The sequence below is a fragment of the Paenibacillus radicis (ex Gao et al. 2016) genome (genome assembly GCF_014641555.1).
Classification (GTDB): Bacteria; Bacillota; Bacilli; order Paenibacillales; family Paenibacillaceae; genus Pristimantibacillus; species Pristimantibacillus radicis.
This window is the reverse complement of sequence record NZ_BMHY01000001.1, coordinates 538,635-560,092: the sequence shown is the minus strand read 5'-3', so window position 1 is coordinate 560,092 and position 21,458 is coordinate 538,635. Positions and strand designations below refer to the sequence as shown.

The following is a 21,458-nucleotide window of genomic DNA, read 5'->3' as shown; positions in this document are numbered from 1 at the left end:
TTCGCTAATCGTCGATTACCTCTTTGTTTTCGAAAACAAAGCTTGGTTCACTCCCTCAATTTCTGGCTGGAGCGAACCGGCTTCGCTTTTTTGCGAAGACAAGTTCGCTACACGTGGGCTGGCGAGGTCGCAACTTTGCCGCAGCGAAGCTAGCTTCGCTATTCATGAACGTAGGTTCGCGAATAGCGAAAATTAGTTCGTTGTAGAAGTTCAGGCTGTGCGAAAACAACAGTTTAGCGCAAATTGGTTCGTTGTTTAACGAACCCGCTTCGCTAATCAAATTTTAGTGGGGATTGGGGATTTCTAAAGTTCATTGTGCTCGTGGATTCGTGGTCCGTGGTCCGTGGTCCGTGGTCCGTGATCCGTGGTCCGTGATCCGTGATCCGTGGTCCGTGGGTTCCCGAGCTCGTGGGTTCATGGGTCCTCCCCCTACCACCCTCAACTAAAAAAGAACCCCAGCGAGGCAAGAGTAATCTCTCGACTCGCTGGGGTTTACACATACTTATTACTTCGCTTTAATCGGCTCGATCGATACTGGAACGTGGCCGTAGCGCGGGTACTCGCGGTCGACGGGAGCCGCCCACTGAACTGCGTTGGAGATGACTTTGCGTACATCCGCATTGTAGTAGGTTGGGTGCGTCTCATGACCTGGACGGAAGTAGAAAACTTTTCCGTTGCCGCGTGTATAGCAGCAGCCGCTGCGGAATACTTCGCCGCCCTCAAACCAGCTGACGAATACCAGCTCATCCGGTTGCGGGATGTCGAAATGTTCGCCGTACATTTCCTCTTGCTCAAGTTCGATATATTCACCGATGCCTGCCGCAATCGGATGCCCTGGATTCACAACCCACAGACGTTCCTTCTCGCCGGCTTCGCGCCATTTCAAGTCGCAGCTCGTGCCCATCAGCTTTTTGAAAATTTTCGAGAAATGGCCGGAATGCAGCACGATCAGCCCCATCCCTTGCAATACACGGTTATGCACGCGTTCTACGATCTCGTCTTGTACATCGCCATGAGCCATATGTCCCCACCATAGAAGAACGTCGGTACCGTTAAGCACTTCTTCCGTCAAACCATGCTCAGGGTCGTCCAACACTGCATACGTAATGTTGACATCGCCAGTAATGCCTTTACCAATTGCCTGATGAATGCCGTTCGGGTAAATTTCCGTTACTTCGGGATTCGTTTTCTCATGCCGGAATTCATTCCATATCGTTACGTTCAACTGTTTCGCCATTGCTCGTCAATTCCTCCTACGAATGTTCAAATGTTCCGTATAGTTAACATTCTAAACAATTGCGGCGGCCTGACCAATTCCAGATTGCATCTTATTATTACGGTATTCTGTTGTATAATGAATCAAAAGAGTTGTACGAGAGGAGCTGTCATGTACCCGGAGCTGCGTTATGAAAAGGTCATTTATCAGAACCCTCTGCTGGCGCTGCGCATTTGGCGAATTGACGAGGAGGAGCGAACGCCAGAGGAAATTCAACGGCAGACCGAAACGGATTGGCAGGAGAAAAAATATGTCAAATGGCATTATCATAAAGAAATTGAATTACTCTATATCGTTCAAGGCCAGCAAACGGCATTTTGCCCGGATGAAAAGCTGATTCTCAATGCGGGTGATGTTGCGATTTTCGGCTCCAATGAACCACACACGACGATGCCGACCGATCTTCAGCTCAGCCATTATGTCTTTCAAGTCGATCTGCAAAACTATTGGGACCAGAGCACGATGAACAGCATGAAGCGGTTTTCCGAAGTCCTTCGGCCGCTTAGCTCCCTTAATTATATATGCCGGGAAAATCCCGAAGTCCGCAAACGTATCGGCTCCCTCATTAAAGAAATACACGATGAAATGGAGCGCGGAGATGAAGGCCATGATCTTGCCGTTACCGCCATGTTCAAGCAAATTTTGATGCTTCTGATTCGCCATGACCATAAGCTTTGCCTTCATTATAACGATAATCCGATGCTGCAGCGGATGCAGCCGATACTCGATTACGTGGATGAGCATTTGGGCGCGAAAATCGCTATTTCCGAGCTATGCAGCCGAATCAATATGAGCTATACCTATTTTATCAAGCAATTTAAATTAGCCGTCGGCATGTCCTTTACTGACTTTCTCGCCTATAAACGGATTAAACGGGCCGAACAGCTGCTGCTGACCAAAAACTTAAGTATAGCTGAAATAGCCGTTGCCGTTGGCATGTCTAATATGGGACATTTCTACACGATGTTCCGCCGTTACAACGACTGCTCCCCTGGACAATTCAAGGAAAGGCTGGGCCAGCCATTCCAGTCCTCCTAAGCAATGCAAACACATGAGGATCATCGCGTCTGCACTTCTTCCAGGGTATTACTTTTTCAGCAGCTCTTTTTTCCAAAAATCGATTACGATAAAATCGGTCAGTTCCATGGAAGCCCATGATACCTTGTATTTGAAGCCATGCTTCTCCATCACCTCTACGATGCGGTTCACATCCGCTTTATGAATCCGCAATTCGATAGATACGCAGTGCTGAATCAACTCATTCAACTCGGCCAACAGCTCTGCCGCATTGTCATCTAGATTCGTCATCCGATCGCCTCCATAACTGGAATACAATCTATAATGCCCTGTAGATGATCGTCCTATCCTTCTAATCCGTTCATCTATCTGGTAGAATGACAATATAACGCTTGTTCTGCCTATTGCTACGGTATTTAAATAGAATGAAACCTTTAATTCGACAAAACCGTCTAATAGACAACTACGTATAAAGGGGAAATTAAAAAAAATGGCATCATTCAAATATTTCTGTGTGACGCTTCTGTCTCTGTCCATCGCTGTAACCGCTTCCGGCTGCGGCGGCGCAAACGGCAACAATAGCCCTAATGCAGAATCGACTCCACCGGCCATTACGGCATCTCCTGAGACGACAGAACCGCCAGCTCCAACAGATGACAATCAAACTATAGAACCGTCTGAACCTTCGGATGATGCAGGAACTGAGGCGACTACCGCACCAACACCTGAGTCCAAGGCAACACCAGAAACGTCTATCCAACCAACGGAACAACCTGAAGCAACGCCAAAAGCTACTAAAAAACCTGCTGCTACTGAGGAGGCGCAAGCTTCCAAGAAGCCGTCAGCTACGCCAACACCTACGCCTACACCTACGCCTATCTCAAAACCATCGGCTACGCCAAAGCCTTCACAGGCGCCATCGGACAAGCCATCCAGCAAGCCGTCGGCTAAACCATCTGCTAAACCTTCCGAGAAGCCGGCCGGTCAAATTACGGTAGCTGATATCGTCGCCAAAATAAAAGAAGAAGTTCAATTTGGTTCTCTCGTTGCCATTGAAGGCGATCAGATCAAAGAATTCTATGGTATCGATGCCGATGAGCAGCTTGAAGAAGGCAACTTCTATCAGGCGATGATCATGATACAGGCAAGTGAATTCTCCGTTGTGAAGCTGAAATCAGACAGCGAGTATAAGGCAGTTGCCGCTGGCTTCGATAAACGGGCTGAAATGATTCAAAAGGGGTTTGAGAACTACTTACAGGATCAATACGAGCTGGCGAAAAACTATCAGGTTGTACGCAGCGGCGACTATGTGCTCTTCTCCGTATCGACCGAACAAGATAAAATCAAGGAAACATTCCAAAGCATTTTCGCAAAATAAATAAAAGAAAGGCGCCGATCTGGAATCGGCGCCTTTCTTTTTACAACATATAAAGTTAACCCGGCATCGCTTTTCTTGCCGCAACTTTCCGGTTAACCAGATAGATACTGGCGAGGATGCATACCAAGCCGCCAAGCAACGAGAACGTGAACGGCTCGCTGAAAAACAAAGTGCTGATCAGAATAGCGACGAGAGGAATTAGAAACGTAAAGGAAGACATCCGGCTCGCTTCGCCGGAGTTCATCAGCTTATAGAAGACGATCCAGCCAATCGCAATGACAAACACGGAAATAAACAGCAAGTTGAAAATAAATGGCGGTCTCCAGTTCACATCCGACCAGCTCTCAATCAATGAGCCTGCCCCGGTCATCAGCAATCCGCCAGCTATCAGTTGAATCGATACGAGCCAGATCGAATCGACCCGGCTGCTTACCTTTTTCACAAAAACAGTTCCGAGCGCCCAACTGAGCCCTGAGCTAAGCGCAAGCACGATGCCCGTAATCGACAAATGGCCGCTCAACCCTCCAGCACTCATGATGCCGACACCGGCAAAGCCGAGGATGAGGCCAACTATTTTCAGCCCATTCATCATTTCCCCAAGCCATAGCCATGAGAATAATCCGACAAGCACCGGCTGCAGAAATACGATGGCGGAAAAAAGTCCCGCTGGCAAGTAATGAATGCCTATGGTCTGCAAGCCATAATACAAGATGACGTTGAACAACGTAGAAACTAAATAAATCCAATAATTTTGTCTCAGTTGCAGCCGTTTATATCGTGGAATGGCTACCAACAGAAGCAGCAGACCGCCGATCAGCGTCCGGACACCGGAGAACAGTATCGGAGGCATATCCTGCAGCGCTTCTTTAGTAAGCGGCCAGTTGATTCCCCATACGATAACCAAAAATGTAATAAGCATTGCGGTTTGAAGCTTTGATAACGTACCCATGTTGAATATTTCCTCCTGCTGCGTGATGCGCGAAACTTTTTACTCCGGTACCCATCATACGCTTCTTTTTCAAAGTCCGCAATTTATCATTTGGATATAGGAAGCGAAGCCAAACTATGCTATTTTTGTAGAATAGGAAGTATAGAAAATAAAGAAATGCGATATTAGGGAGAAAAACATGCTCAAATACAATTTAGGCCTGGTTCGCCAAGGCTCTCGAATATTACTGCTTAACCGGGAGCGTTCCTCCTGGATGGGTCGCTGGAATGGTGTTGGAGGAAAGCTGGATAAAGGAGAGTCTGCCCGTTCCTCTATGGAGAGAGAAATGGCGGAAGAGACCGGAATCGATGCTGAATCCTTTCTCAGTTTTCATTTTAAAGGGATGATTACCTGGACCTCGGTGCGCGGTACCGATTTTGGCGGCATGTATGTATACGTTGCCGAACTGCCTGAAGATTATCGTTATGAGACGCCATGCAAGACAGACGAAGGCATATTGGACTGGAAGGAAATCGCGTGGATCATGCATCTGGACAATCAAGGCGTCGCCTCAAATCTGCCAACCTGTCTATTGAAACTGCTTGAAGATGAACGCTGCTACAACCATCACAGCATTTTCGACAATGATGATATGGTAGAGCAGATTTCAACGGAGATCGACCCGGTGATCGAATATGAAGAAGAACGGAGACAGGTCTATTTGGAAAATTATAAGCTGGCACGCCTCCAATCCGTTACTATAAAAGGAGCTATTTAATATGTCTTCCCATCTCTTATCGGATCAGGCGCTTCGGTGGGTTGTGAATGCCGTCAATCCCCATGCAAACGTTCTTGCGGTTAAAAAGCTCTACGGCGGTGTATCCTCCCCTGTCCATAGCCTAACTCTGTCGATAAACGGACAAGAGCAGCATTTCGTGCTCCGTCAAATCGACAATAAGGGGTGGCTGCAGGAGCAGCCGGATTTAACGTTCCGTGAAGCTGAAAGCCTTCGCCGGGCATCCCTTATAAGCGGTGTCGCAACGCCTGAGGTCATCGCCTTCGACAAGACAGGCAGCAGTTGCGGTATGCCAGCTTTGCTGATGACCCGATTGGACGGCGAGGTTGTTTTAGAACCGGCGAATCCGCTGCACTGGGTGGACGGACTCGCTGAGACGCTGGCGAAGCTGCATAGCAGCGACTTGGCTGAATTCCCGTGGACGTTCGCCCCTTATAGCGATGCATCAAAGCTGGATACATCATTGTGGTCGAAGCACCCTGAAGAGTGGCGAGAAGCTGCTCGTATCATTCTAGGTCCCCCGCCTGTTACTTCCATGCAGTTTATTCACCGGGACTATCACCCGGCCAATGTTCTATGGACTGAGGGGAAAGTAAGCGGTGTTGTGGATTGGGTCAATGGCTGCCTCGGGCCTGCTGGCATTGATGTCGGCCATTGCCGGGCCAATCTGGCGCAATTGTATGACGTACAGACAGCAGATGATTTCTTATCTGCGTACCAAGCGTACCGAGGCGATTCTTTTACCTATGATCCCTACTGGGACTTAGTTACGCTGACCGATTTTGACGATGGGACGGCACCCGAAGTCTATGAAGGCTGGACAGCGCTAGGCATGAAGGGATTAACGCCTCAATTGATTGCCGAGCGGCTGGACAGTTATTTAATCAGTTTGTTGGATCGTGTGCGAGGGTAAATCATGTCAATACACAAGGTTGAAAGCAAGCTAACGCAGCGGCGGGTTATGATATAGCTCCCTTATCAAACGAGCGTAATCGAGGGAGATCAGATAAGACCCTCTCGGGGTCTTATTCTAAATGAAATAGGTACATACACGAGGCAGACCCGACTTTTCGCAGCAATAAGACCCTGCGAGGGTCTTAAGATGTGAAAAGTTTCGCGATGGGAGCTAGATAAGACCCTTTCAGGGTCTTATGCTAAATGAAATGCGTACATATGCGAGGGTAGACCCGGCTTTTCGCAGCAATAAGACCCTGCGAGGGTCTTAAGATGTGAAAAGTTTCGCGACGGGAGCTAGATAAGACCCTTTCAGGGTCTTATCCATATTGAATTGCATGCAAACGCGACAGCAGACTTGACGATTCGTAGGGTTAAGAACCTACGAGGGGCTTATGCTCTATTAGCTCGCTTCCACGAATTCTAGCCATCCTAGCATTCAATCCCAATCAAGTGGGGTTGGTAAAATGAACTGACCGAAAAACCAAATCCCCAAGACAACCATAATTACAACCATCATCAGAGTAATAATGATGAATCTAAACCACCATTTCTTTCTCAAAGCATCACCTTCGTATTTAACTTCCTAGCAGCTCCACAGTTGTTAATCAATATTTTCAATCTTCCAAATGCCTTCCTGATTTTTGCGCGAAGTAAATATGTAGCCTGAATTTCCGATTGCGCCATCTTCCTCATACTCGAAACGAATTTCAATGTTTTTGCGGCCGTTGGACGCATCGTAAGGTTCGATCCTCTCCAGTTTAGTAAATCGATACAGCCGGGAGGTGTCGATCAGAAAATCCAAATAGTCCTGATCAGGATGTTGTAAATTGGCATGAAACTCGTCCATGTTTTTGTTAACCATAGCTTCCAATGTCTTTTTCACTAAAGCGATAACCTCTTCTTCATCAGAGTCAGCTCCTGGCGGAAAATCGAAAGCAATTTTCGGTTCAAAATTGCTTGCTGTTATAGCTTTCAACTCCGTTACGAATTTCTGAAAGCCTTTCTGGTCTAATTCGTATGAGATTTTCGTCGTCTGATCGATAAACACACTACCGTTTCCTGTCACATCCAAAGCGCGCGTAACGCCATCTCGCGATTCAAGCACAATGGTGTATAACAAGTCGGCTGGCGCTGCACCTGAAAATGGACGCGCATGATCTACTATTTTGCCCAGCCTATTCAAGTTATCAGAGTCTGTAAGCTCCGCAATAATTTGCTTTGGTGCGTCTAAGTAAATAGTCGCCTTGGTAACATTAGCTCCTTCATAAGCAAAAGGTGGAATCTCAGAGGCTAATGGCGTTTGGCTTGCATGATTAGAACGCTCTTCTTTAGAATGATTTGTCGTTTTGCCGCAGCCGGCTGCAAATGTCAGTGATAAAATGATCAACGATAGGAACAAACGATATCCCACGTTACCAATCCCCCTTTTCTATACAGACGTGACAATTATAGGTTTAGTTGCTTGGCATTCTTGTCATGCAGACAAACAAAAAACCTCCCGGCAGCCAATCACTGCAGAGAGGTTTACACCTAATAGTAGATTTTCTCATCCCGTTTCTCCTTCAATATTTCCACCGCTTCGCGGAAGCGCAAGGAGTGAACAATTTCCCGCTCCCGCAAATACTTCAAGCCGTCCTGCAGATCGACGTCGTCCGTCATATCGATCAGCCATTGATAGGTCGCCCTCGCCTTCTCTTCGGCCGCAATATCCTCATACAAATCGGCGATCGGATCGCCTTTGGCTTGAATATAGGCTGCCGTCCAAGGGACGCCTGCAGCGTTCTGGTAGAACAGCGCATTGTCATGGGATACGTACGTATCGCCCAGCCCTACCGCTCTCATCTGCTCCGGTGTTGCATCCTTGGTCAGCTTATAGACCATGGTGGCAATCATCTCGAGGTGGGCGAATTCCTCCGTGCCTATGTCCGTTAACAATCCAATCACTTTATCCGGGATCGTATACCGCTGGTTCAAATAGCGCAAAGCCGCTGCCAGCTCACCGTCCGCTCCTCCATACTGCTCCAATAGAAATTTCGCCATCAAAGGGTCGCATTTGCTGACGCGGACCGGGTACTGCAGCTTCTTCTCGTAAACCCACATTCCGAAATCCTCCTCACTGTTGCAAGCTGACAAGCAGAGAGCCGGCAGGCTACACCTGCCATGGCCAAGGGGTGTCCACCCATTGAAAAGGCGTGCCGGAATAGCTTTGCCCAAAGTTTTTCAACGGTCCGTATCTCGCCTCGTAGTGGTGAGCAATCTGTTGTCTTACTTGGGCGCAATGATTGTACTGCTGTATGGCATTCACATCATTCGGGTGTGTGTCCAGATACAAATTTAATTCCACCAATACGAAATCGATGGCCTGCAATTCATGCAGCAGCTTGTAAAATTCGCTGTCCATCGTTTTTGACACTAGGCTTCACCCTCACCTTCTACTTTCTTCGTTCGCTTTGACTCGTACGGACTGAATAATGCGGGCCAGAGTGTGCCGTATCTCAATGCTTCATGCGGACTGAACTGCGGCCAGTTCGGCGGCTGAAATGGAATAAACAGCTGGGGCGGCGTACTGTAGCTTTTAACCAAAATGGGCGGACACGGATCAAACGGGCCCACAAAAGGCTTATAGTACCGGACTTGCTCGTTCTCGGACACGAACAAAGCCTCCTCTCGTAATACGCTTCCGTGCAGTATATGAGGCGTTGCTTGACCAAAAGAACCCAAACACAGCGGCCGGCTTTGACTGCCATACCGCACCTGCACTTAACCGCAACAAAAAAACAGCCTGACTCCTCAAGAGTCAAGCTGTTTGAATACGTCCACTATTTATTAGTGTTGTCTTGTTGCTCCGGGCTCGTCGTCCGTTTAATAAAGAAGGACAACACGAGCGCGATAATCGCAAAACCAAAACCGACCAGGAAGGCGTTGTGTACGCCCGCCACCATAGCTTCCGGCCATAAGGCTTTGTTCGTCGGATCACCCGAATCGAGAAGGAACTTCTCTTGTCCGGAAGACATAATCCCGATAAACAGAGCGACACCGATCGCGCCTGCTACCTGCTGGAGCGTATTGAGAATGGCCGTCCCATGCGGATAATAGCGGCTTGGCAATTGGTTCAGGCCGTTCGTCTGCGTCGGCATCATAATCATGGAAATGGCGATCATAATGCAGATGTGCAGCAGAATAAAGGTTGGCTTCGTCGTCTCTACTGTCACTCTCGTGAAGAAGAACATGACGATAGTCAGTAAGATGGTTCCTGGAATGACAAGCGCACGCGGTCCAAATTTATCGAACAGCTTGCCTGTAAGCGGCGAAATCAAACCGTTCAGCAAGCTGCCTGGCAGCATGATCAGTCCGGAAGCGAATACGCTGAGCAGCAATGCTCCTTGGAACAGGAAAGGCAGCAGCGACATCGTTGAGAACAACGTCATCATCATAATGATGAGAAGAATCGCTGTTAAGGTAAACATCGGGAAGCGGAAAGCGCGCAGATCCATCAATGGCTCTTTAACGCGAAGCTGTCTCCATACGAATAAGAGCAGCGCGACGATGCCTGCGGCCAGCGTGCCGTAAACTTCAGGGCTCGACCAGCCACCGCCGCCACCGCCTTCACCAGAGCTGCTGAAGCCGTAGACGATACCGCCAAAGCCGATGGTGGACAAAATAATCGAAAGAATATCCACTTTCGGTTTCGTTGGCGTCGATACATTTTTCAAATAAACGAAAGCAAAAATGATCGAAAATACCGCAAAAGGCAATACGAGATAGAACAACCAACGCCAGCTAAGCGAGTCGAGAATAAGACCCGACAACGTAGGTCCGATAGCTGGAGCAAACATAATGACAAGTCCGATACTGCCCATTGCTGCTCCGCGTTTTTCCGGCGGATAGAGCACGAGGATCGTATTCATCATAACCGGAAGCATAAGTCCGGTACCTCCCGCCTGAAGCAGGCGGCCCACCAAAAGCAAGGAAAAGCCCGGCGAGATGCTGCATACGAGCGTTCCTAAAGTAAATAAAATCATTGCCCCCAAAAACATTTGCCTAGTCGTAAACCATTGTACGAGTAATGCCGAAGCAGGAACGAGAACGCCAACGACGAGCATATAACCCGTTGAAAGCCATTGAAGCGTAGAAGCTGTTACGTTAAGCTCGTTAACCAGCTCCGGAAAAGCGATCGTCAACAGTGTTTCATTAAGTATGGAAAAAAAAGCACCGATAATTAGTGAGATTAATATCGGCAGTCTCTTCACATTACCCAAATCAACAGAAGACGGAGCTGCTGTTGCACTTGCAGAATTCACATGATTTCCTCCTATCTATATAATGGGTAATTATAGTATATCCGTCTTGGTGTTTCAAACTATTTCAAGCTCATAAGAGCTAATCATTCGATTCCGAATGCTGTTTTCATCGCCTGCAGTGCCGAATCTGCGCGAGGCCATCCCGTATAAAAGGCCAGATGCGTGATCGCCTCCGCCAGCTCCTCCTCAGAAATACCATTTTCTTTAGCCAGCTTCAAATGATAATCTAACTGCCTCACATTCCCTCCCGCCATTAGAGCAGCGACTGTAATTAAGCTTCGTTCCCTCAGTGAAAGCTCACTTCTGCGCCACACGTCACCAAACAGCACCTCTTCTGTATATTGGACAAAAGCTGGCGCTATCGCACCATAAGCTGCGTTGACGGAAGTCGGGATTGCCTCATGCCTTTCGGACGGCTGTTGCTGCTTCTGACCCATTCCTGCCTTTTCTTGATTATGCTGTTGTGCCGATATCCAGTCGGGCTTGGAGTCAATCAACTGAGCCTCACCCTTGCCGAATGTCCAATTGTCCAGCTCCGTCTCTGACAATATGGCAAATACGTCATCCGCAGAAATACCACAGGCATTCGTAATCGAGTCAGAGAGCTGCCGGTATAAGCTGCGCTTCTGTTCAATTGTTCGTCCTGGCCCGCATGTGATCTGAATATACAGCAGCCGGTCCGACCTCTTCATATCCAGATAATCCGGGTGATAAATAAACTCTGCGGCCTTATGGCTATGAAATACTTGGAAGCAATCATCAGCAGGCACCCGGAATTGATCGATAAGAGCAGTTAAAATCATTTGGCTGACGACGGCTAGTTCCGTCTCCTTATATTGTCCTTCTACATAGTCGATGCGTACAAACGGCATGCCATATCCCTCCTCTTTATAGTAGCTTTATTTTACAGCAACATTCTTCATCTATATAATGGATTAAAGTAAACATCTTAATCAATAACATAGATGAAGCGAGGCGGATATATGGATTTGAAGGAATTAATCGCATTCCGGACGATTGTAGAAGAAGGTACGTTCTCCAAAGCGGCGGCTAAGCTGAACTACGCACAATCAACCATCACAAATCAAATTCAACGTTTGGAGAAGCAGCTTGGCTTCGCGCTGTTTCAGCGCGGTTGGGACGCTGAACTGACGGCTGCCGGAAAAATCTACGCCGAGGAAGTTCAATCGCTCATTCGGCACTGGCACTATGCGGAAGATTTGGCCAAGTCGCTGGAAAAGGAGGAAATCGGTACGGTTTCCATCGGGGCCGTTGAACCGGCAGCAGCCACACTGCTTCCCGGCGCATTAAGACGGCTGGCCGTAAGTAAGCCAGCTATCAGCTGCAGTGTAACGGTTGCCAATACGGATGCTTTGCTGCAAGGCGTAAAGGATGGTAAGCTCGATTTTGCTATTTGCGGGGATCATCCGTTAAAAAACGGACTTCAGTTCGAGCAGCTCTATGCCGAGGAGCTCTCGTTCATTGCAGACGATGCACATCCTCTGGCCGGCCGGACATCGCTTTCCCTTTCCGATCTGCTGCCCTACCCGCTGCTTGCTGGCGGAAGCAACTGTCTGTACCATATCCGGCTGGATGAGGAATTGTCCTTCCTGCCATCCCGCCCCTTGACCCATACCGTTACTCAATTGTCGCTTCTTCCTTCATTTGTCCAAGGGTGCAACTGGGTTGGCGCGACTCTCGCCTCTTTACCTTTGCCTAACGGTATCCAGAGGCTGGATGTCTTATTGGCAGAGCCGGAAATTTCGATCGGCATTTTGTATCAGCGGGAACCGAATTACTTATCCGCTACGAAGCGCAGCGTCATCGAGCTCATCAGAGAGCAAATCGGCATTCGTTCGACGGCCAGTGGTTGATAAAAAGATATAGGAGCCAACAGAGGTTTGTTGGTGCCTTTAGCTTTTTCCTAATCATAATTACCTATGCCAGAGTTGTGTCGTTTCTTTATTAGCGCACCCAAAAACCGGTATAACCGTCATTTTTCCCTAAATATTCCTTGACAGGAATATTCCAAATAACATATATTCAATACAGATTACAACTAGTGAACGAATCGCAGCGACCTATAGCGAATGGAGGCATCGGGTGAGATGAACCAAGAAGTTACTGATTTCATTAGCGCCGTAGAACAGCCTTGGCAAGTTGAGGTGTGCAATCGGCTTCGCCAGTTGATTCACGAACAGATACCAGCCGTTGAGGAGCGTATCCAATACCGCAAGCCTCATTTTTTGAAAAACGGCAAATATGCCGCAGTTATAGCCCCAGCTAAAGGCTGGGTTAGCTTTGCTATTTTTAACGCCTCGGAGCTCAATCCTCCCGAAGGCTTGTTTGAAGAGGGTCCGCCGGAACGCCGAACCGTTAAAATTCGCGAAAAAGACACCGTCGACTATGGCTTGCTTGCCGAGTTGTTCAAGCAAGCATCCTCCACCCTATAGGCTGGTGCGGGTACCCTTTTACAATATTCAATATGGAGTAGGATCACGTTATGAATTCGACTACGTTCAATGCTCTTTCAGAGCCTAATCGGCTGCATATCGTCGAACTTCTGCGTGACGGCCCATTAACCGTCGGAGAAATCGCCGACCGCCTTGGCCTTAACCAGCCTCAAGTTTCTAAGCATCTGCGCGTGTTGAGCGATGTTGGGCTCGTAGAAGTGCAACCGGTTGCCAATCGGCGGATTTACAAGCTTCGTTCCCATTCCTTTGAGGAAATGAATGATTGGCTGGCCTCCTTCCGTAAAGTTTGGGAGGACCGATTCGATCGGCTGGATGACTATTTGCAGAAATTGCAGCAGCAAAAACAAAAACCGCCAGAGGATGGCCCCTAACGGGCCGTTCCTATTTCGGCAGGTACGGAAAGGGAGGTTGCAAAAGATGAGTACGATTACACGGAATCTATTGCTGCTTGGCGATAATGAGAAAGCCGAATGGCATCCGCTGGAGCCTGCAAGGCAGCAGCTTACAGAACTGCTAGGTGATGCCTTCCAGCTTACAGTTACCGAAGATTACGACGCTCTGACTGATTTGTCTTCCAAAAAAGTTGATGCGGTAGTGTCTTACGCGGACTGCTGGAGCCGCGGCATCGAGCAAGAGCAAGCAGCAGGACTTGTCCGCTACGTTGCCGGAGGCGGCGGTCTGCTTGTCATCCATAACGGAATCTCGCTCCAAAACAGTTATGAGCTTGCGCAGCTTATCGGCGGCAAATTCACGACTCATCCTGAATACCAGACGCTCAACTACTTCGGATCGGCTCCGGGGCATCCGCTGCTGCAAGGCGTGCCGGACTTTACGGTCGATGAGGAGCCCTACATGTTCGAGTTCGATTCTTTTGCCCCGCGCAACGTATTTCTCGAATACGAATTTGAAGGCAAGCGTTATCCGGCAGCTTGGGAGCACCGCTACGGTCTTGGCAGAGTCGTCTACTTGCAGCCGGGTCATTGCGCGCCAAGCTTCAAACCGGAAGCTTACCGGCAATTAATTAGAAACAGCGCAAGCTGGGCCGCAGGTGCCAGTTAGAAGCACTTATACAGGTTAGAATGAAAAAAGGATTTAAGCAGTGATTGCTTAAATCCTTTTTTTATTATGAGAAGCGAAGTTGCGATTGTCCCTTCCAGCTGATTTCACGGTAATCCCCGTAAAGACTGGATGATGCCGTACTGTATGAATACGCCGTTTGCCCGGACAGCTCTACTAACGTTAGCCGATGTCCGTGTTTTGCGCCGGTATCGATTCCCAGTCGTCCGGGTGCATGCCATAGCTCGCCTGGTGTTGCTCCCATTTTATGCGTAGGCGTATGACCAAAAACGATATTGGCGGGAAATTCGAAGTCACTGCCCCAGAATGGTTCACGGATCGTCGTCAAATCATCACGGCTTTGACGATCCAGCCGGATTCCCGGGCGAATGCCGGCATGTACATATAAGTAAGAACCGGACTGCACAAAGTAAGGCAGCGATTCAATAAATTCATGTTCAGCGATGACCTCCTGTGTTTTACGCGATTCCTTCTCGTTAATAAGCGCAAGCAGCGCAACCTCCATATTGCCGGCTAACGCAACAGCACCCTCATCGCATAGCTTCTTTACGTATGTTAACGACTCCCAAGTCGCAGGATCTGCGTCGATATAGTCGCCAAGCAGCGCAAGCTTGTCTTTGCCGGGCTGATAGCCCGCGGCTTGCAGCAGTTTTTCCATTCCTTCCGCATGACCGTGTATATCCGAAATGACGAATTGTCGTGACATATATGCTCTACCTCTCGTTATGCTGCTCCCGCGGAAATAAATAAACATGATTGATGTATAAATAACCTTCTGCTCCTGCTTCTAGAGGCTCCTCATGTAGAAAAGACAGCTGCTGCCCGTCTGCGGCCTTGGCAAGAACGCGCATAAATTTCCCTTCATACACACTGTGCAGAACCGTTACGGGTAAACCTCCTGCGGCAGGATCGGTCATGAAAACCGCTGCATCCGGCCGGAAAAGCAGCTCCGCCTCATCTCCAGAAGAAGCCGTTTTAGCGTTCCAAGTGCCCTTAACCTCTTGGCCTCCCACGATAACCCCGATTTCTCCATCGGCCATTGCTGCGGCACGTCCTTTCAACCGGTTGCCTGCTCCGAGCAGCATGGCCGCCGATAGCGTTGCCGGACGCTCATAGCAAGCTTTGGGAGGATCAATCTGATCGACGGCCCCCGCACGCATGATCATCAGCCGGTCCGCCATTGCAAATGCCTCGTCAGGATCATGTGTAACGTGAAATACCGTCGTGCCCAGCCTACGGAACAAATAAGCCATCTCCGTCCGCATCTCGATCCGCAGCCGCATATCCAAATTGGAGAGCGGCTCGTCTAGCAGCAATAGATCGGGCTTGGTCGCCAGTGCCCTCGCTATCGCCACCCGCTGCTGCTGTCCGCCCGACAGCTGTGGTGGAAGCCGGTCCTCCAAGCCTTGCAAATGCAGCAATGCTGTTAATTCTGTAATTTGCTCACGAATAGCAGCCGGCGATACCTTCTGGCGTCGCAGCCCATAGGCGATGTTGTCATAGACGCTCATATGAGGCCATAAGGCATAATCCTGAAACACCATATTGATGCCCCGCTTCTCCGGCGGAATGGATCGTGAGCCCGCCGCTGCCACTTTGCCGCGCAGCTTTATTTCGCCGGCATCGGGATTTTGCAAGCCTGCAATTAGTTGCAGCAGCGTTGACTTGCCGCAGCCTGAGGGCCCCAGTACGCTAATAATTTCGCCCTTTTGCACCGAGAAATGAATGTCGCGCAGCGCAGTGTGGCTGCCAAATGATTTTCCAAGCCCGTTGACTTCCAGAATCGTATTCATTGCGATGATCTCCTTTGACGCTTCCGCGCAGGTTTAAATAGCAGTTCCATAGCGGCAATAATGAGGATAACAAGACCGCCGCCGGTTAACGTCGCCGCAGCAGCGTAGCCGAATTTCAAATCCTCGAACGCTTTATTAATGACAACAGGCAGCGTCATGAAGTTTGGCGGATACAGGATTGACGAGATCGCGAGATCAAACACGCTTGCTCCAAAGGCTGCCAGACCTGCATACAGCAGCGCTCCCTTAATTAGCGGTATGAGCACAGATCCCATCCGGGACAAGAAACCCGCTCCTTGCATCTGGGCAGCGGACAGCAGTTGCTTCGGCACTTTGGCCATCGCCCCTACGACCACTCTCGTTATGACCGGAATAACACCAGCTACGCTTGCCAGCACCAATATCCATGGCGTGCCGTACAGCAGCAGCCCGATCTTTTCCAGCCAAGCCTGATTCCATATGAAAATGTATCCGATGCCCAGCACGATGCCCGGCACCGCAAGCGAGACGAGCGAGATAACATCAATCGCTTTACGGAGCTTAAATTCCGAATAATTCAGTACATAGGCAACAAGGAAACCGACAACAAGACCGATAATCGCAGCTACCGCCGCAATTTCAAGCGAATGAACAAGACCGCTTAGCAGATTGCCGTCGGTGGTGAACAGTGCCTTATAGTGCTTCAGCGTCAGTCCGGATTTCGCGTCTATCGAAGCATTGGACGAAATCGACATCAGCAGATTAGAGCCGAATGGAATACCTAGCACGACCGCCAAAAACAGCAGGTTGCCTGTCATCAGCCAATACGCGCCTTTTGCTGGCCGTTTCGGTACCGAACGAACCGCCCGTGAAGAAAGAAAATCGAATCTCGATTTGCGCATTGCATACAGCTGCACGCTCATCGCAAGGGCAATCAGCAATACAAGATAAAAGGACAACGCTCCTGCCATATCGAACCGGATTGGCGACGTGTAGAGCGCTGAATAGATCGAATAAGGCAAGGTTGGGAACCGGAAAATCGTTGCAATTGACGCCGGCATGCCGAAATCGCCTACCGTATCCATAAAGACGAGCATAGCGCCCGAGCAAATAGCCGGAAGCAACAGCGGCACCTGAATTGTCCGCCATACTGTCCAGCGGGAACCGCCGGATAAACGGGCTGCATCGCTCAGCTGTTCGACTTTCCACTCCAACGCGGCAAATACCGTCAAGTAAGCCATCGGAAATTTGCTTAACGTCATCACGACGATCAGTCCAGCCGGCTGAAATACGAGCTGATGCAGACCGCTCCAACCCAGCCATCTCGTCGCCAGTCCGTCGGACGAGGCGAACATGACCCAACCTTGAGCCAATATGAACGAAGGCGTAATGATCAAGATCCAGACGGCGAGATCCAGCAGTTTAGCCGATGGAAACGTCCATTTGGAACGAATCATCGCAAGCGCCACGCCAAGCATCGTACCGAGCAAGGTGGTCCCTATACCGAGTACAACCGAGTTTTTTAGCGAGACGTACCATAACGGCCTGCGAAACACATCAAGCAGCAAAGATAAGTTGCCGATTTGAAGGTTGCCGAAAAAAACACCTGGAAGCAGCACTTGAATCACAACAGCAGCAAGCGGAAGCAGAATAAGCAGAAACAGGACGGCTAGCACGAGCCAGCCGGTCCGGTTTCCTTGCGCTTTTAATCGAAACATCGGTTACTTCACCGCTTTGTCAGCGAACCATTGTTTAATTTCGCCTTCATGCTCGCCAGCCCATGCCGCTTCAGCCACAACAAGTTTCGCGTTCGCAGCGCGATCAGACTTCTCGGTTACTCCTTTGGCGGAAGCCTCAAAGTAGCTTTCTTCCCCTTTGTCGATCAGTGCCTGCTGCGTTTTTGGATCCAGTATAAATTCGATAAACGCCTTAGCTGCATCGGCATGCTTCGTATTCTTCTGAATAGCCGCTACGCGTACCGAAGCAGGAGCGCCTTCTTCCGGCCAGATGATTTCAATGGGCTCGCCGGCATTTTTCAGCGTATATGCATTGCTCTCTTGCAGCGCAGCCGCTTTAATCTCGCCGCCAGTCAACGCTTTCGCAACGTTCGGATTTTTCGGATAAACATGCAGATCGTTTTTCAACAGGCTGTCAAAAAATTTCTGTCCGCCATCCATACCTTGCGTTTGGAAAAACCATGCGACGAACGGGAAGGCAGGTGCTGCTACCGCAGGGTCAGCCATTCCTACAACCCCTTTAAATTTAGGATCAGCCAGATCCGCCCATGTTTTTGGTGCAGTATTCGCATCAAATGCTTTCGTGTTATAAACGATGACGGACGCGGCATGTGCACCTGTTGGATAATAAGTTTTGTTCTCAGGTACAAACGCTTTAGCAAAATCCGTTAGCTGGTCAACATTGTTAGGCGACCAGCCTTCAAGCAGTTGTCCGTTTTTGCCCATTTGATCGATCGTTGGCATCGCGTCCATCCAGACGACATCCCAGTGGGGATTGCCTTTCTCAGCCTCGATCCGCGAAGCGATCTCTGCTCCGTTGCCGCTTACGAGTTCCAGCTTGTAGCCAGTTGCTTCTTCAAACATCGGTTTAATGATTTCGTCAAAGTCATTCAAATACACAACGAGCGGCTCATCCTTGGACCCCGTGTCGACAGCCGGACTTGCTTCAGGCGCAGCGTTCAGGTTTGGCGCATTCGATGAACCTGAGCTATTCGGTGTCCCTCCGTTATTCCCGCATGCTGTAACCGATATCGCCACCGTAAGCAAACCAATTAGTAAAATCCCCTTTTGTCTAACTTTCTTCAACATTTCATTACCTCCCGCTTTGTTCTTCTTCCTTACTTAGATTAAGGACAAATTGTAAATGGAGGATTAAAACAATGATAAGAATAAATTAAATATATCTATATATATTGATAATCGTATCGATTTTATCTATATTAATTTCGAGGAGGGATGCTGTATCAACATTCAACAGCTTCGCGTTTTTGTCCAGGCAGCCCGTTTATCAACGCTAACAGAAGTAGCCGCCGAGCTTGATTTAAAACAGCCGACCGTCAGCTTTCATTTGAAAAAATTAGAGGAAGATCTGGGACTTCATCTATTTCATAAACAAATGCGTCAGTTTCAATTAACAGACGCCGGACAAACGCTTTTACCTTATGCCAAACGAATTTGCGCCCTAATGGACGAATCATCCCGATTGATGAAGGAACATCGTGAACAAGGCCGGGGTCAATTAAAAATCGGCGCCAGTTATACGCCGGCAACCTATTTTTTACCGCCATATCTGGCATCCTTTCAATCGGGCTATGAAAATGTCGTACCTCTGTTAACCGTCAAACATGCCGGAGCGGTTATGACGCTGCTCCGCGAATATCAGATCGACGTCGCCGTCGTATCCTTGCTCCATACCGATGTCGAAGGCTTGGAGACGATCCCGCTGGCTGAAGACGAGCTGAAGCTGGCATTACCGAAGACCCATCCACTTGCAAGTCAGGCGGCCATTTCCGTCGAAGATCTGAAGGGACAAGCTTTTCTGCTTCATGAGCACGGCTCCACAACCCGCGAGCTGGCAGACAGCTGGGCGAAAGACAATGGCTTGCAGTGGACGATTGGCATGGAGCTAGGCGCCATCGAGACGATTAAGGAATCGGTCAAGCATGGGATCGGCATCGGCATTCTCCCGTGGCGCAGTGTCATGAAGGAAGCCGCAGCCGGGGAAATTGCATTACGTGACCTTCCGGGTCAGGTGAAACAGCGGCAAATTTGTCTCGCATACCGGAAAGAAGAAGTCATGGCGTATCAGGTTCGCACTTTTATTCAATTCATGAAGCTTTCGTGTCTTCCGGCGGCGGAAGCGTAATGAGAGAAATGCTGTGCGCTGCTTCTAGCAAGACACCGGGGTCGCTGCGCGCTTTGGTTCATGCTGGCGTTCTTGATTCCATTGCCTCATCGCTTTCTCGCTGAACAATGGATAGAACCTGCAAAATGTCAGCCTGAACTCAAATCGCTCCGCTCACCCACTCAAGCAGTGCAGATAGAGCCATTTAGTCAGAGCATGTTACTCTAAAAAACGGTTGCAGAAGGAAGCTGCGTTCTCGTGGAACAAAGTTTAGTTCGTTAAATCTGCTACCACGATCCAGATCCACTTGCCCTCTTGTAACGTCATTCACATTTTTCGAGTCAAGAAGATAGCAGCTGAAAAGAATCAAAATGTAAAAGTACAGGTTGTCAGCCGGTTTTTCGGCGATTTACCGCTTCAAAATGCAAATGTGCATTTTGATTGGGCTTAAAAGCATGGAATAGGGTGAAATGGGCGATTTCAAATGTATTTTTGCATTTTGAATGGTACATTTAGGGACTTTGAGGCTCTTCAAAATGTACTTTTACATTTTGTTCCTCGTTGACGAGGGACTAGTGTGAGGAGTCGCTTAAAAAAGAAGAGAGCTGCAACTGCAGCTCTCCTTTGCCCATTCTATTGTTCCTATTCCTCCAGACGATAGCTGACGAAAGCGAGCCGTTGGCTGTCCGGCGACCAGGAATTGACGTTTATCGTACCTTGTCCTCCGAACAGTTGTACCAGCAAGCGGGACTCTCCGCCTTCGCTTGGCATCAGACGAATCTCAACCTGCTTATTAGCGGGATGATCGCCTGGGTCGACATCTCCCTTGCGATAGGATAAGTAAGCTGTCCATTGACCATCTGGTGAAATATGCGGGAACCAATTATTGCTCTCATCGAAGGTCATTTGCGTCTGTTCGCTGCCATCCGCCTTCATTCGCCATACCTGCATTAAGCCGGAGCGGACAGAGTTAAACCAAATATGACTGCCGTCCGGTGAAAATTCAGGACCGTCATTTAGACCCGGGCTGTCCGTCAGCCGAGCCTCAAGCCCCCCGATTGCCGGTATCGTATAAATGTCATATTCGCCATCCCTCTCTGCACAATAGGACAACGTGCTGCCGTCTGGCGACCAGCCATGAAGATAGCTTGGCGCCATCGGGGTAATGAGCTCAGGAGCTCCACCGGTTAAAGGGAATGTATAGATACGAGATTTGCCATCCTCGGCGGTATGATGACTCACTGCGACATGCGTGTTGTCGGGGGACAACACATGATCATTATTGCAACGTACAGCAAATCCCGAATCGATGACCGAATTGCTGCCTGTAGCCAGCTCGTATGCATACAGCTTTCCTTCACAGTTATAGATTAGCGTTGTTCCATCCGATGTCCAGTTCGGCGCTTCGATCAGATACGGGAATTGAGCCAAAACTGTTCGTTCTCCCGTTGTAATATTAACCGTTTCCAAAATGCTAGTTAATTTGCTCGTCTTCTCCATCGCAATTTCTCCCCGCATTCCTAAAAGAATATGTATCATTCCTCATTAATCTTTTGCTATTAATAACTGAAATAAAAATGGCTAATCCCGCTAATAGAGAATAAATGCTATACTTCATATG

At 49.0% G+C, this 21,458-nt stretch carries 23 protein-coding genes and 1 pseudogene; 9 read left to right on the top strand and 15 right to left on the bottom strand.

Features of this window, described 5'->3' with window-relative positions; all coding sequences use genetic code 11:
- Positions 1-505: 505 nt before the first annotated feature.
- Positions 506-1,237 (bottom strand): ThuA domain-containing protein, encoded by a 732-nt coding sequence (locus IEX98_RS02305; protein WP_188887314.1) that lies wholly within the window; start codon positions 1,235-1,237, stop codon positions 506-508.
- Positions 1,238-1,387: 150 nt separating this feature from the next.
- Between IEX98_RS02305 and IEX98_RS02300 the strand changes: the two genes are divergently transcribed.
- Entirely contained in the window at positions 1,388-2,314 is a 927-nt protein-coding gene (locus IEX98_RS02300; RefSeq protein WP_188887313.1) for an AraC family transcriptional regulator, read from the top strand.
- Between the two features lie 48 nt (positions 2,315-2,362).
- Here IEX98_RS02300 and IEX98_RS02295 read toward each other — a convergent pair whose 3' ends face one another.
- Entirely contained in the window at positions 2,363-2,584 is a 222-nt protein-coding gene (locus tag IEX98_RS02295; RefSeq protein ID WP_188887312.1) for a hypothetical protein, read from the bottom strand.
- A 199-nt stretch (positions 2,585-2,783) separates the two neighbouring features.
- Here IEX98_RS02295 and IEX98_RS02290 point away from each other — a divergent pair, with 199 nt between their 5' ends.
- Complete coding sequence (locus IEX98_RS02290) at positions 2,784-3,671, top strand: DUF4358 domain-containing protein (protein ID WP_188887311.1); 888 nt, start codon at positions 2,784-2,786, stop codon at positions 3,669-3,671.
- Positions 3,672-3,726: 55 nt separating this feature from the next.
- On the opposite strand, the gene IEX98_RS02285 is transcribed toward IEX98_RS02290, so the two are convergent.
- Positions 3,727-4,620 carry a DMT family transporter gene (locus tag IEX98_RS02285; RefSeq protein ID WP_188887310.1) on the bottom strand — a complete coding sequence of 298 codons (894 nt, stop codon included), beginning with the start codon at positions 4,618-4,620 and terminating at the stop codon, positions 3,727-3,729.
- A 178-nt stretch (positions 4,621-4,798) separates the two neighbouring features.
- Here IEX98_RS02285 and IEX98_RS02280 point away from each other — a divergent pair, with 178 nt between their 5' ends.
- On the top strand, positions 4,799-5,377 hold the full coding sequence (locus IEX98_RS02280; RefSeq protein ID WP_188887309.1) for an NUDIX hydrolase: 579 nt from the start codon (positions 4,799-4,801) through the stop codon (positions 5,375-5,377).
- Position 5,378: 1 nt separating this feature from the next.
- Positions 5,379-6,308, top strand: coding sequence for a phosphotransferase family protein (locus IEX98_RS02275; protein WP_188887308.1), 930 nt, complete (start codon positions 5,379-5,381; stop codon positions 6,306-6,308).
- Between the two features lie 645 nt (positions 6,309-6,953).
- Here the strand turns inward: IEX98_RS02275 and IEX98_RS02270 are convergent.
- From IEX98_RS02270 to IEX98_RS29040, 7 genes and pseudogenes are all read right to left on the bottom strand, one after another.
- Positions 6,954-7,763 (bottom strand): hypothetical protein, encoded by an 810-nt coding sequence (locus IEX98_RS02270; RefSeq protein ID WP_188887307.1) that lies wholly within the window; start codon positions 7,761-7,763, stop codon positions 6,954-6,956.
- 119 nt (positions 7,764-7,882) lie between these two features.
- Positions 7,883-8,452, bottom strand: a complete 570-nt coding sequence (locus IEX98_RS02265) for a manganese catalase family protein (RefSeq protein WP_042162984.1) — start codon at positions 8,450-8,452, stop codon at positions 7,883-7,885.
- Between the two features lie 49 nt (positions 8,453-8,501).
- Positions 8,502-8,765, bottom strand: coding sequence for a spore coat protein CotJB (locus tag IEX98_RS02260; RefSeq protein ID WP_188887306.1), 264 nt, complete (start codon positions 8,763-8,765; stop codon positions 8,502-8,504).
- Positions 8,765-9,004 carry a spore coat associated protein CotJA gene (locus IEX98_RS02255; protein WP_188887305.1) on the bottom strand — a complete coding sequence of 80 codons (240 nt, stop codon included), beginning with the start codon at positions 9,002-9,004 and terminating at the stop codon, positions 8,765-8,767. The genes IEX98_RS02260 and IEX98_RS02255 overlap by 1 nt, the downstream gene beginning before the upstream one ends.
- Before the next feature lie 167 nt (positions 9,005-9,171).
- A complete protein-coding gene (locus IEX98_RS02250; protein WP_374705317.1) occupies positions 9,172-10,611 on the bottom strand; it encodes an MDR family MFS transporter in 1,440 nt (479 codons plus the stop codon).
- 125 nt (positions 10,612-10,736) lie between these two features.
- Positions 10,737-11,090 carry a carboxymuconolactone decarboxylase family protein gene (locus IEX98_RS02245; protein WP_188887938.1) on the bottom strand — a complete coding sequence of 118 codons (354 nt, stop codon included), beginning with the start codon at positions 11,088-11,090 and terminating at the stop codon, positions 10,737-10,739.
- 87 nt (positions 11,091-11,177) lie between these two features.
- Positions 11,178-11,456 (bottom strand): annotated as a pseudogene (locus IEX98_RS29040) (tautomerase family protein); the annotation flags it as partial.
- A gap of 180 nt (positions 11,457-11,636) precedes the next feature.
- Here IEX98_RS29040 and IEX98_RS02235 point away from each other — a divergent pair.
- The 4 genes from IEX98_RS02235 (at position 11,637) to IEX98_RS02220 (ending at position 14,186) form a co-directional block, all read left to right on the top strand.
- A complete protein-coding gene (locus tag IEX98_RS02235) occupies positions 11,637-12,527 on the top strand; it encodes a LysR family transcriptional regulator (RefSeq protein ID WP_188887303.1) in 891 nt (296 codons plus the stop codon).
- Between the two features lie 234 nt (positions 12,528-12,761).
- The gene (locus IEX98_RS02230; protein ID WP_188887302.1) at positions 12,762-13,106 is read left to right on the top strand and encodes a DUF1801 domain-containing protein; all 345 of its coding nucleotides are present in this window, start codon (positions 12,762-12,764) and stop codon (positions 13,104-13,106) included.
- 50 nt (positions 13,107-13,156) lie between these two features.
- Positions 13,157-13,498, top strand: coding sequence for an ArsR/SmtB family transcription factor (locus tag IEX98_RS02225; protein ID WP_188887301.1), 342 nt, complete (start codon positions 13,157-13,159; stop codon positions 13,496-13,498).
- A gap of 46 nt (positions 13,499-13,544) precedes the next feature.
- The gene (locus tag IEX98_RS02220; protein ID WP_188887300.1) at positions 13,545-14,186 is read left to right on the top strand and encodes a ThuA domain-containing protein; all 642 of its coding nucleotides are present in this window, start codon (positions 13,545-13,547) and stop codon (positions 14,184-14,186) included.
- 64 nt (positions 14,187-14,250) lie between these two features.
- On the opposite strand, the gene IEX98_RS02215 is transcribed toward IEX98_RS02220, so the two are convergent.
- From IEX98_RS02215 to IEX98_RS02200, 4 genes are read right to left on the bottom strand one after another with little or no spacing between them, the layout of a single operon-like run.
- The gene (locus IEX98_RS02215) at positions 14,251-14,910 is read right to left on the bottom strand and encodes a metallophosphoesterase (protein ID WP_188887299.1); all 660 of its coding nucleotides are present in this window, start codon (positions 14,908-14,910) and stop codon (positions 14,251-14,253) included.
- A 7-nt stretch (positions 14,911-14,917) separates the two neighbouring features.
- A complete protein-coding gene (locus tag IEX98_RS02210) occupies positions 14,918-15,997 on the bottom strand; it encodes an ABC transporter ATP-binding protein (protein WP_188887298.1) in 1,080 nt (359 codons plus the stop codon).
- On the bottom strand, positions 15,994-17,694 hold the full coding sequence (locus tag IEX98_RS02205; RefSeq protein WP_188887297.1) for an ABC transporter permease: 1,701 nt from the start codon (positions 17,692-17,694) through the stop codon (positions 15,994-15,996). The genes IEX98_RS02210 and IEX98_RS02205 overlap by 4 nt, the downstream gene beginning before the upstream one ends.
- A gap of 3 nt (positions 17,695-17,697) precedes the next feature.
- Positions 17,698-18,801 carry an ABC transporter substrate-binding protein gene (locus IEX98_RS02200; RefSeq protein ID WP_188887296.1) on the bottom strand — a complete coding sequence of 368 codons (1,104 nt, stop codon included), beginning with the start codon at positions 18,799-18,801 and terminating at the stop codon, positions 17,698-17,700.
- Positions 18,802-18,898: 97 nt separating this feature from the next.
- On the opposite strand from IEX98_RS02200, the gene IEX98_RS02195 reads away from it, so the two are divergent.
- Entirely contained in the window at positions 18,899-19,858 is a 960-nt protein-coding gene (locus IEX98_RS02195; RefSeq protein WP_308421744.1) for a LysR family transcriptional regulator, read from the top strand.
- Positions 19,859-20,479: 621 nt separating this feature from the next.
- Here IEX98_RS02195 and IEX98_RS02190 read toward each other — a convergent pair.
- Positions 20,480-21,337, bottom strand: a complete 858-nt coding sequence (locus tag IEX98_RS02190) for a TolB family protein (RefSeq protein ID WP_188887295.1) — start codon at positions 21,335-21,337, stop codon at positions 20,480-20,482.
- Positions 21,338-21,458 lie beyond the last annotated feature (121 nt).

Excerpts from the sequence above, each read along its gene's own strand:
- IEX98_RS02305 (WP_188887314.1), bottom strand. The coding sequence starts at position 1,237 with ATGGCGAAACAGTTGAACGTAACGATATGGAATGAATTCCGGCATGAG.
- IEX98_RS02300 (WP_188887313.1), top strand. The coding sequence starts at position 1,388 with ATGTACCCGGAGCTGCGTTATGAAAAGGTCATTTATCAGAACCCTCTG.
- IEX98_RS02295 (WP_188887312.1), bottom strand. The coding sequence starts at position 2,584 with ATGACGAATCTAGATGACAATGCGGCAGAGCTGTTGGCCGAGTTGAAT.
- IEX98_RS02290 (WP_188887311.1), top strand. The coding sequence starts at position 2,784 with ATGGCATCATTCAAATATTTCTGTGTGACGCTTCTGTCTCTGTCCATC.
- IEX98_RS02285 (WP_188887310.1), bottom strand. The coding sequence starts at position 4,620 with ATGGGTACGTTATCAAAGCTTCAAACCGCAATGCTTATTACATTTTTG.
- IEX98_RS02280 (WP_188887309.1), top strand. The coding sequence starts at position 4,799 with ATGCTCAAATACAATTTAGGCCTGGTTCGCCAAGGCTCTCGAATATTA.
- IEX98_RS02275 (WP_188887308.1), top strand. The coding sequence starts at position 5,379 with ATGTCTTCCCATCTCTTATCGGATCAGGCGCTTCGGTGGGTTGTGAAT.
- IEX98_RS02265 (WP_042162984.1), bottom strand. The coding sequence starts at position 8,452 with ATGTGGGTTTACGAGAAGAAGCTGCAGTACCCGGTCCGCGTCAGCAAA.
- IEX98_RS02245 (WP_188887938.1), bottom strand. The coding sequence starts at position 11,090 with ATGGGTCAGAAGCAGCAACAGCCGTCCGAAAGGCATGAGGCAATCCCG.
- IEX98_RS02235 (WP_188887303.1), top strand. The coding sequence starts at position 11,637 with ATGGATTTGAAGGAATTAATCGCATTCCGGACGATTGTAGAAGAAGGT.
- IEX98_RS02230 (WP_188887302.1), top strand. The coding sequence starts at position 12,762 with ATGAACCAAGAAGTTACTGATTTCATTAGCGCCGTAGAACAGCCTTGG.
- IEX98_RS02225 (WP_188887301.1), top strand. The coding sequence starts at position 13,157 with ATGAATTCGACTACGTTCAATGCTCTTTCAGAGCCTAATCGGCTGCAT.
- IEX98_RS02220 (WP_188887300.1), top strand. The coding sequence starts at position 13,545 with ATGAGTACGATTACACGGAATCTATTGCTGCTTGGCGATAATGAGAAA.
- IEX98_RS02215 (WP_188887299.1), bottom strand. The coding sequence starts at position 14,910 with ATGTCACGACAATTCGTCATTTCGGATATACACGGTCATGCGGAAGGA.
- IEX98_RS02210 (WP_188887298.1), bottom strand. The coding sequence starts at position 15,997 with ATGAATACGATTCTGGAAGTCAACGGGCTTGGAAAATCATTTGGCAGC.
- IEX98_RS02205 (WP_188887297.1), bottom strand. The coding sequence starts at position 17,694 with ATGTTTCGATTAAAAGCGCAAGGAAACCGGACCGGCTGGCTCGTGCTA.
- IEX98_RS02200 (WP_188887296.1), bottom strand. The coding sequence starts at position 18,801 with ATGTTGAAGAAAGTTAGACAAAAGGGGATTTTACTAATTGGTTTGCTT.
- IEX98_RS02190 (WP_188887295.1), bottom strand. The coding sequence starts at position 21,337 with ATGGAGAAGACGAGCAAATTAACTAGCATTTTGGAAACGGTTAATATT.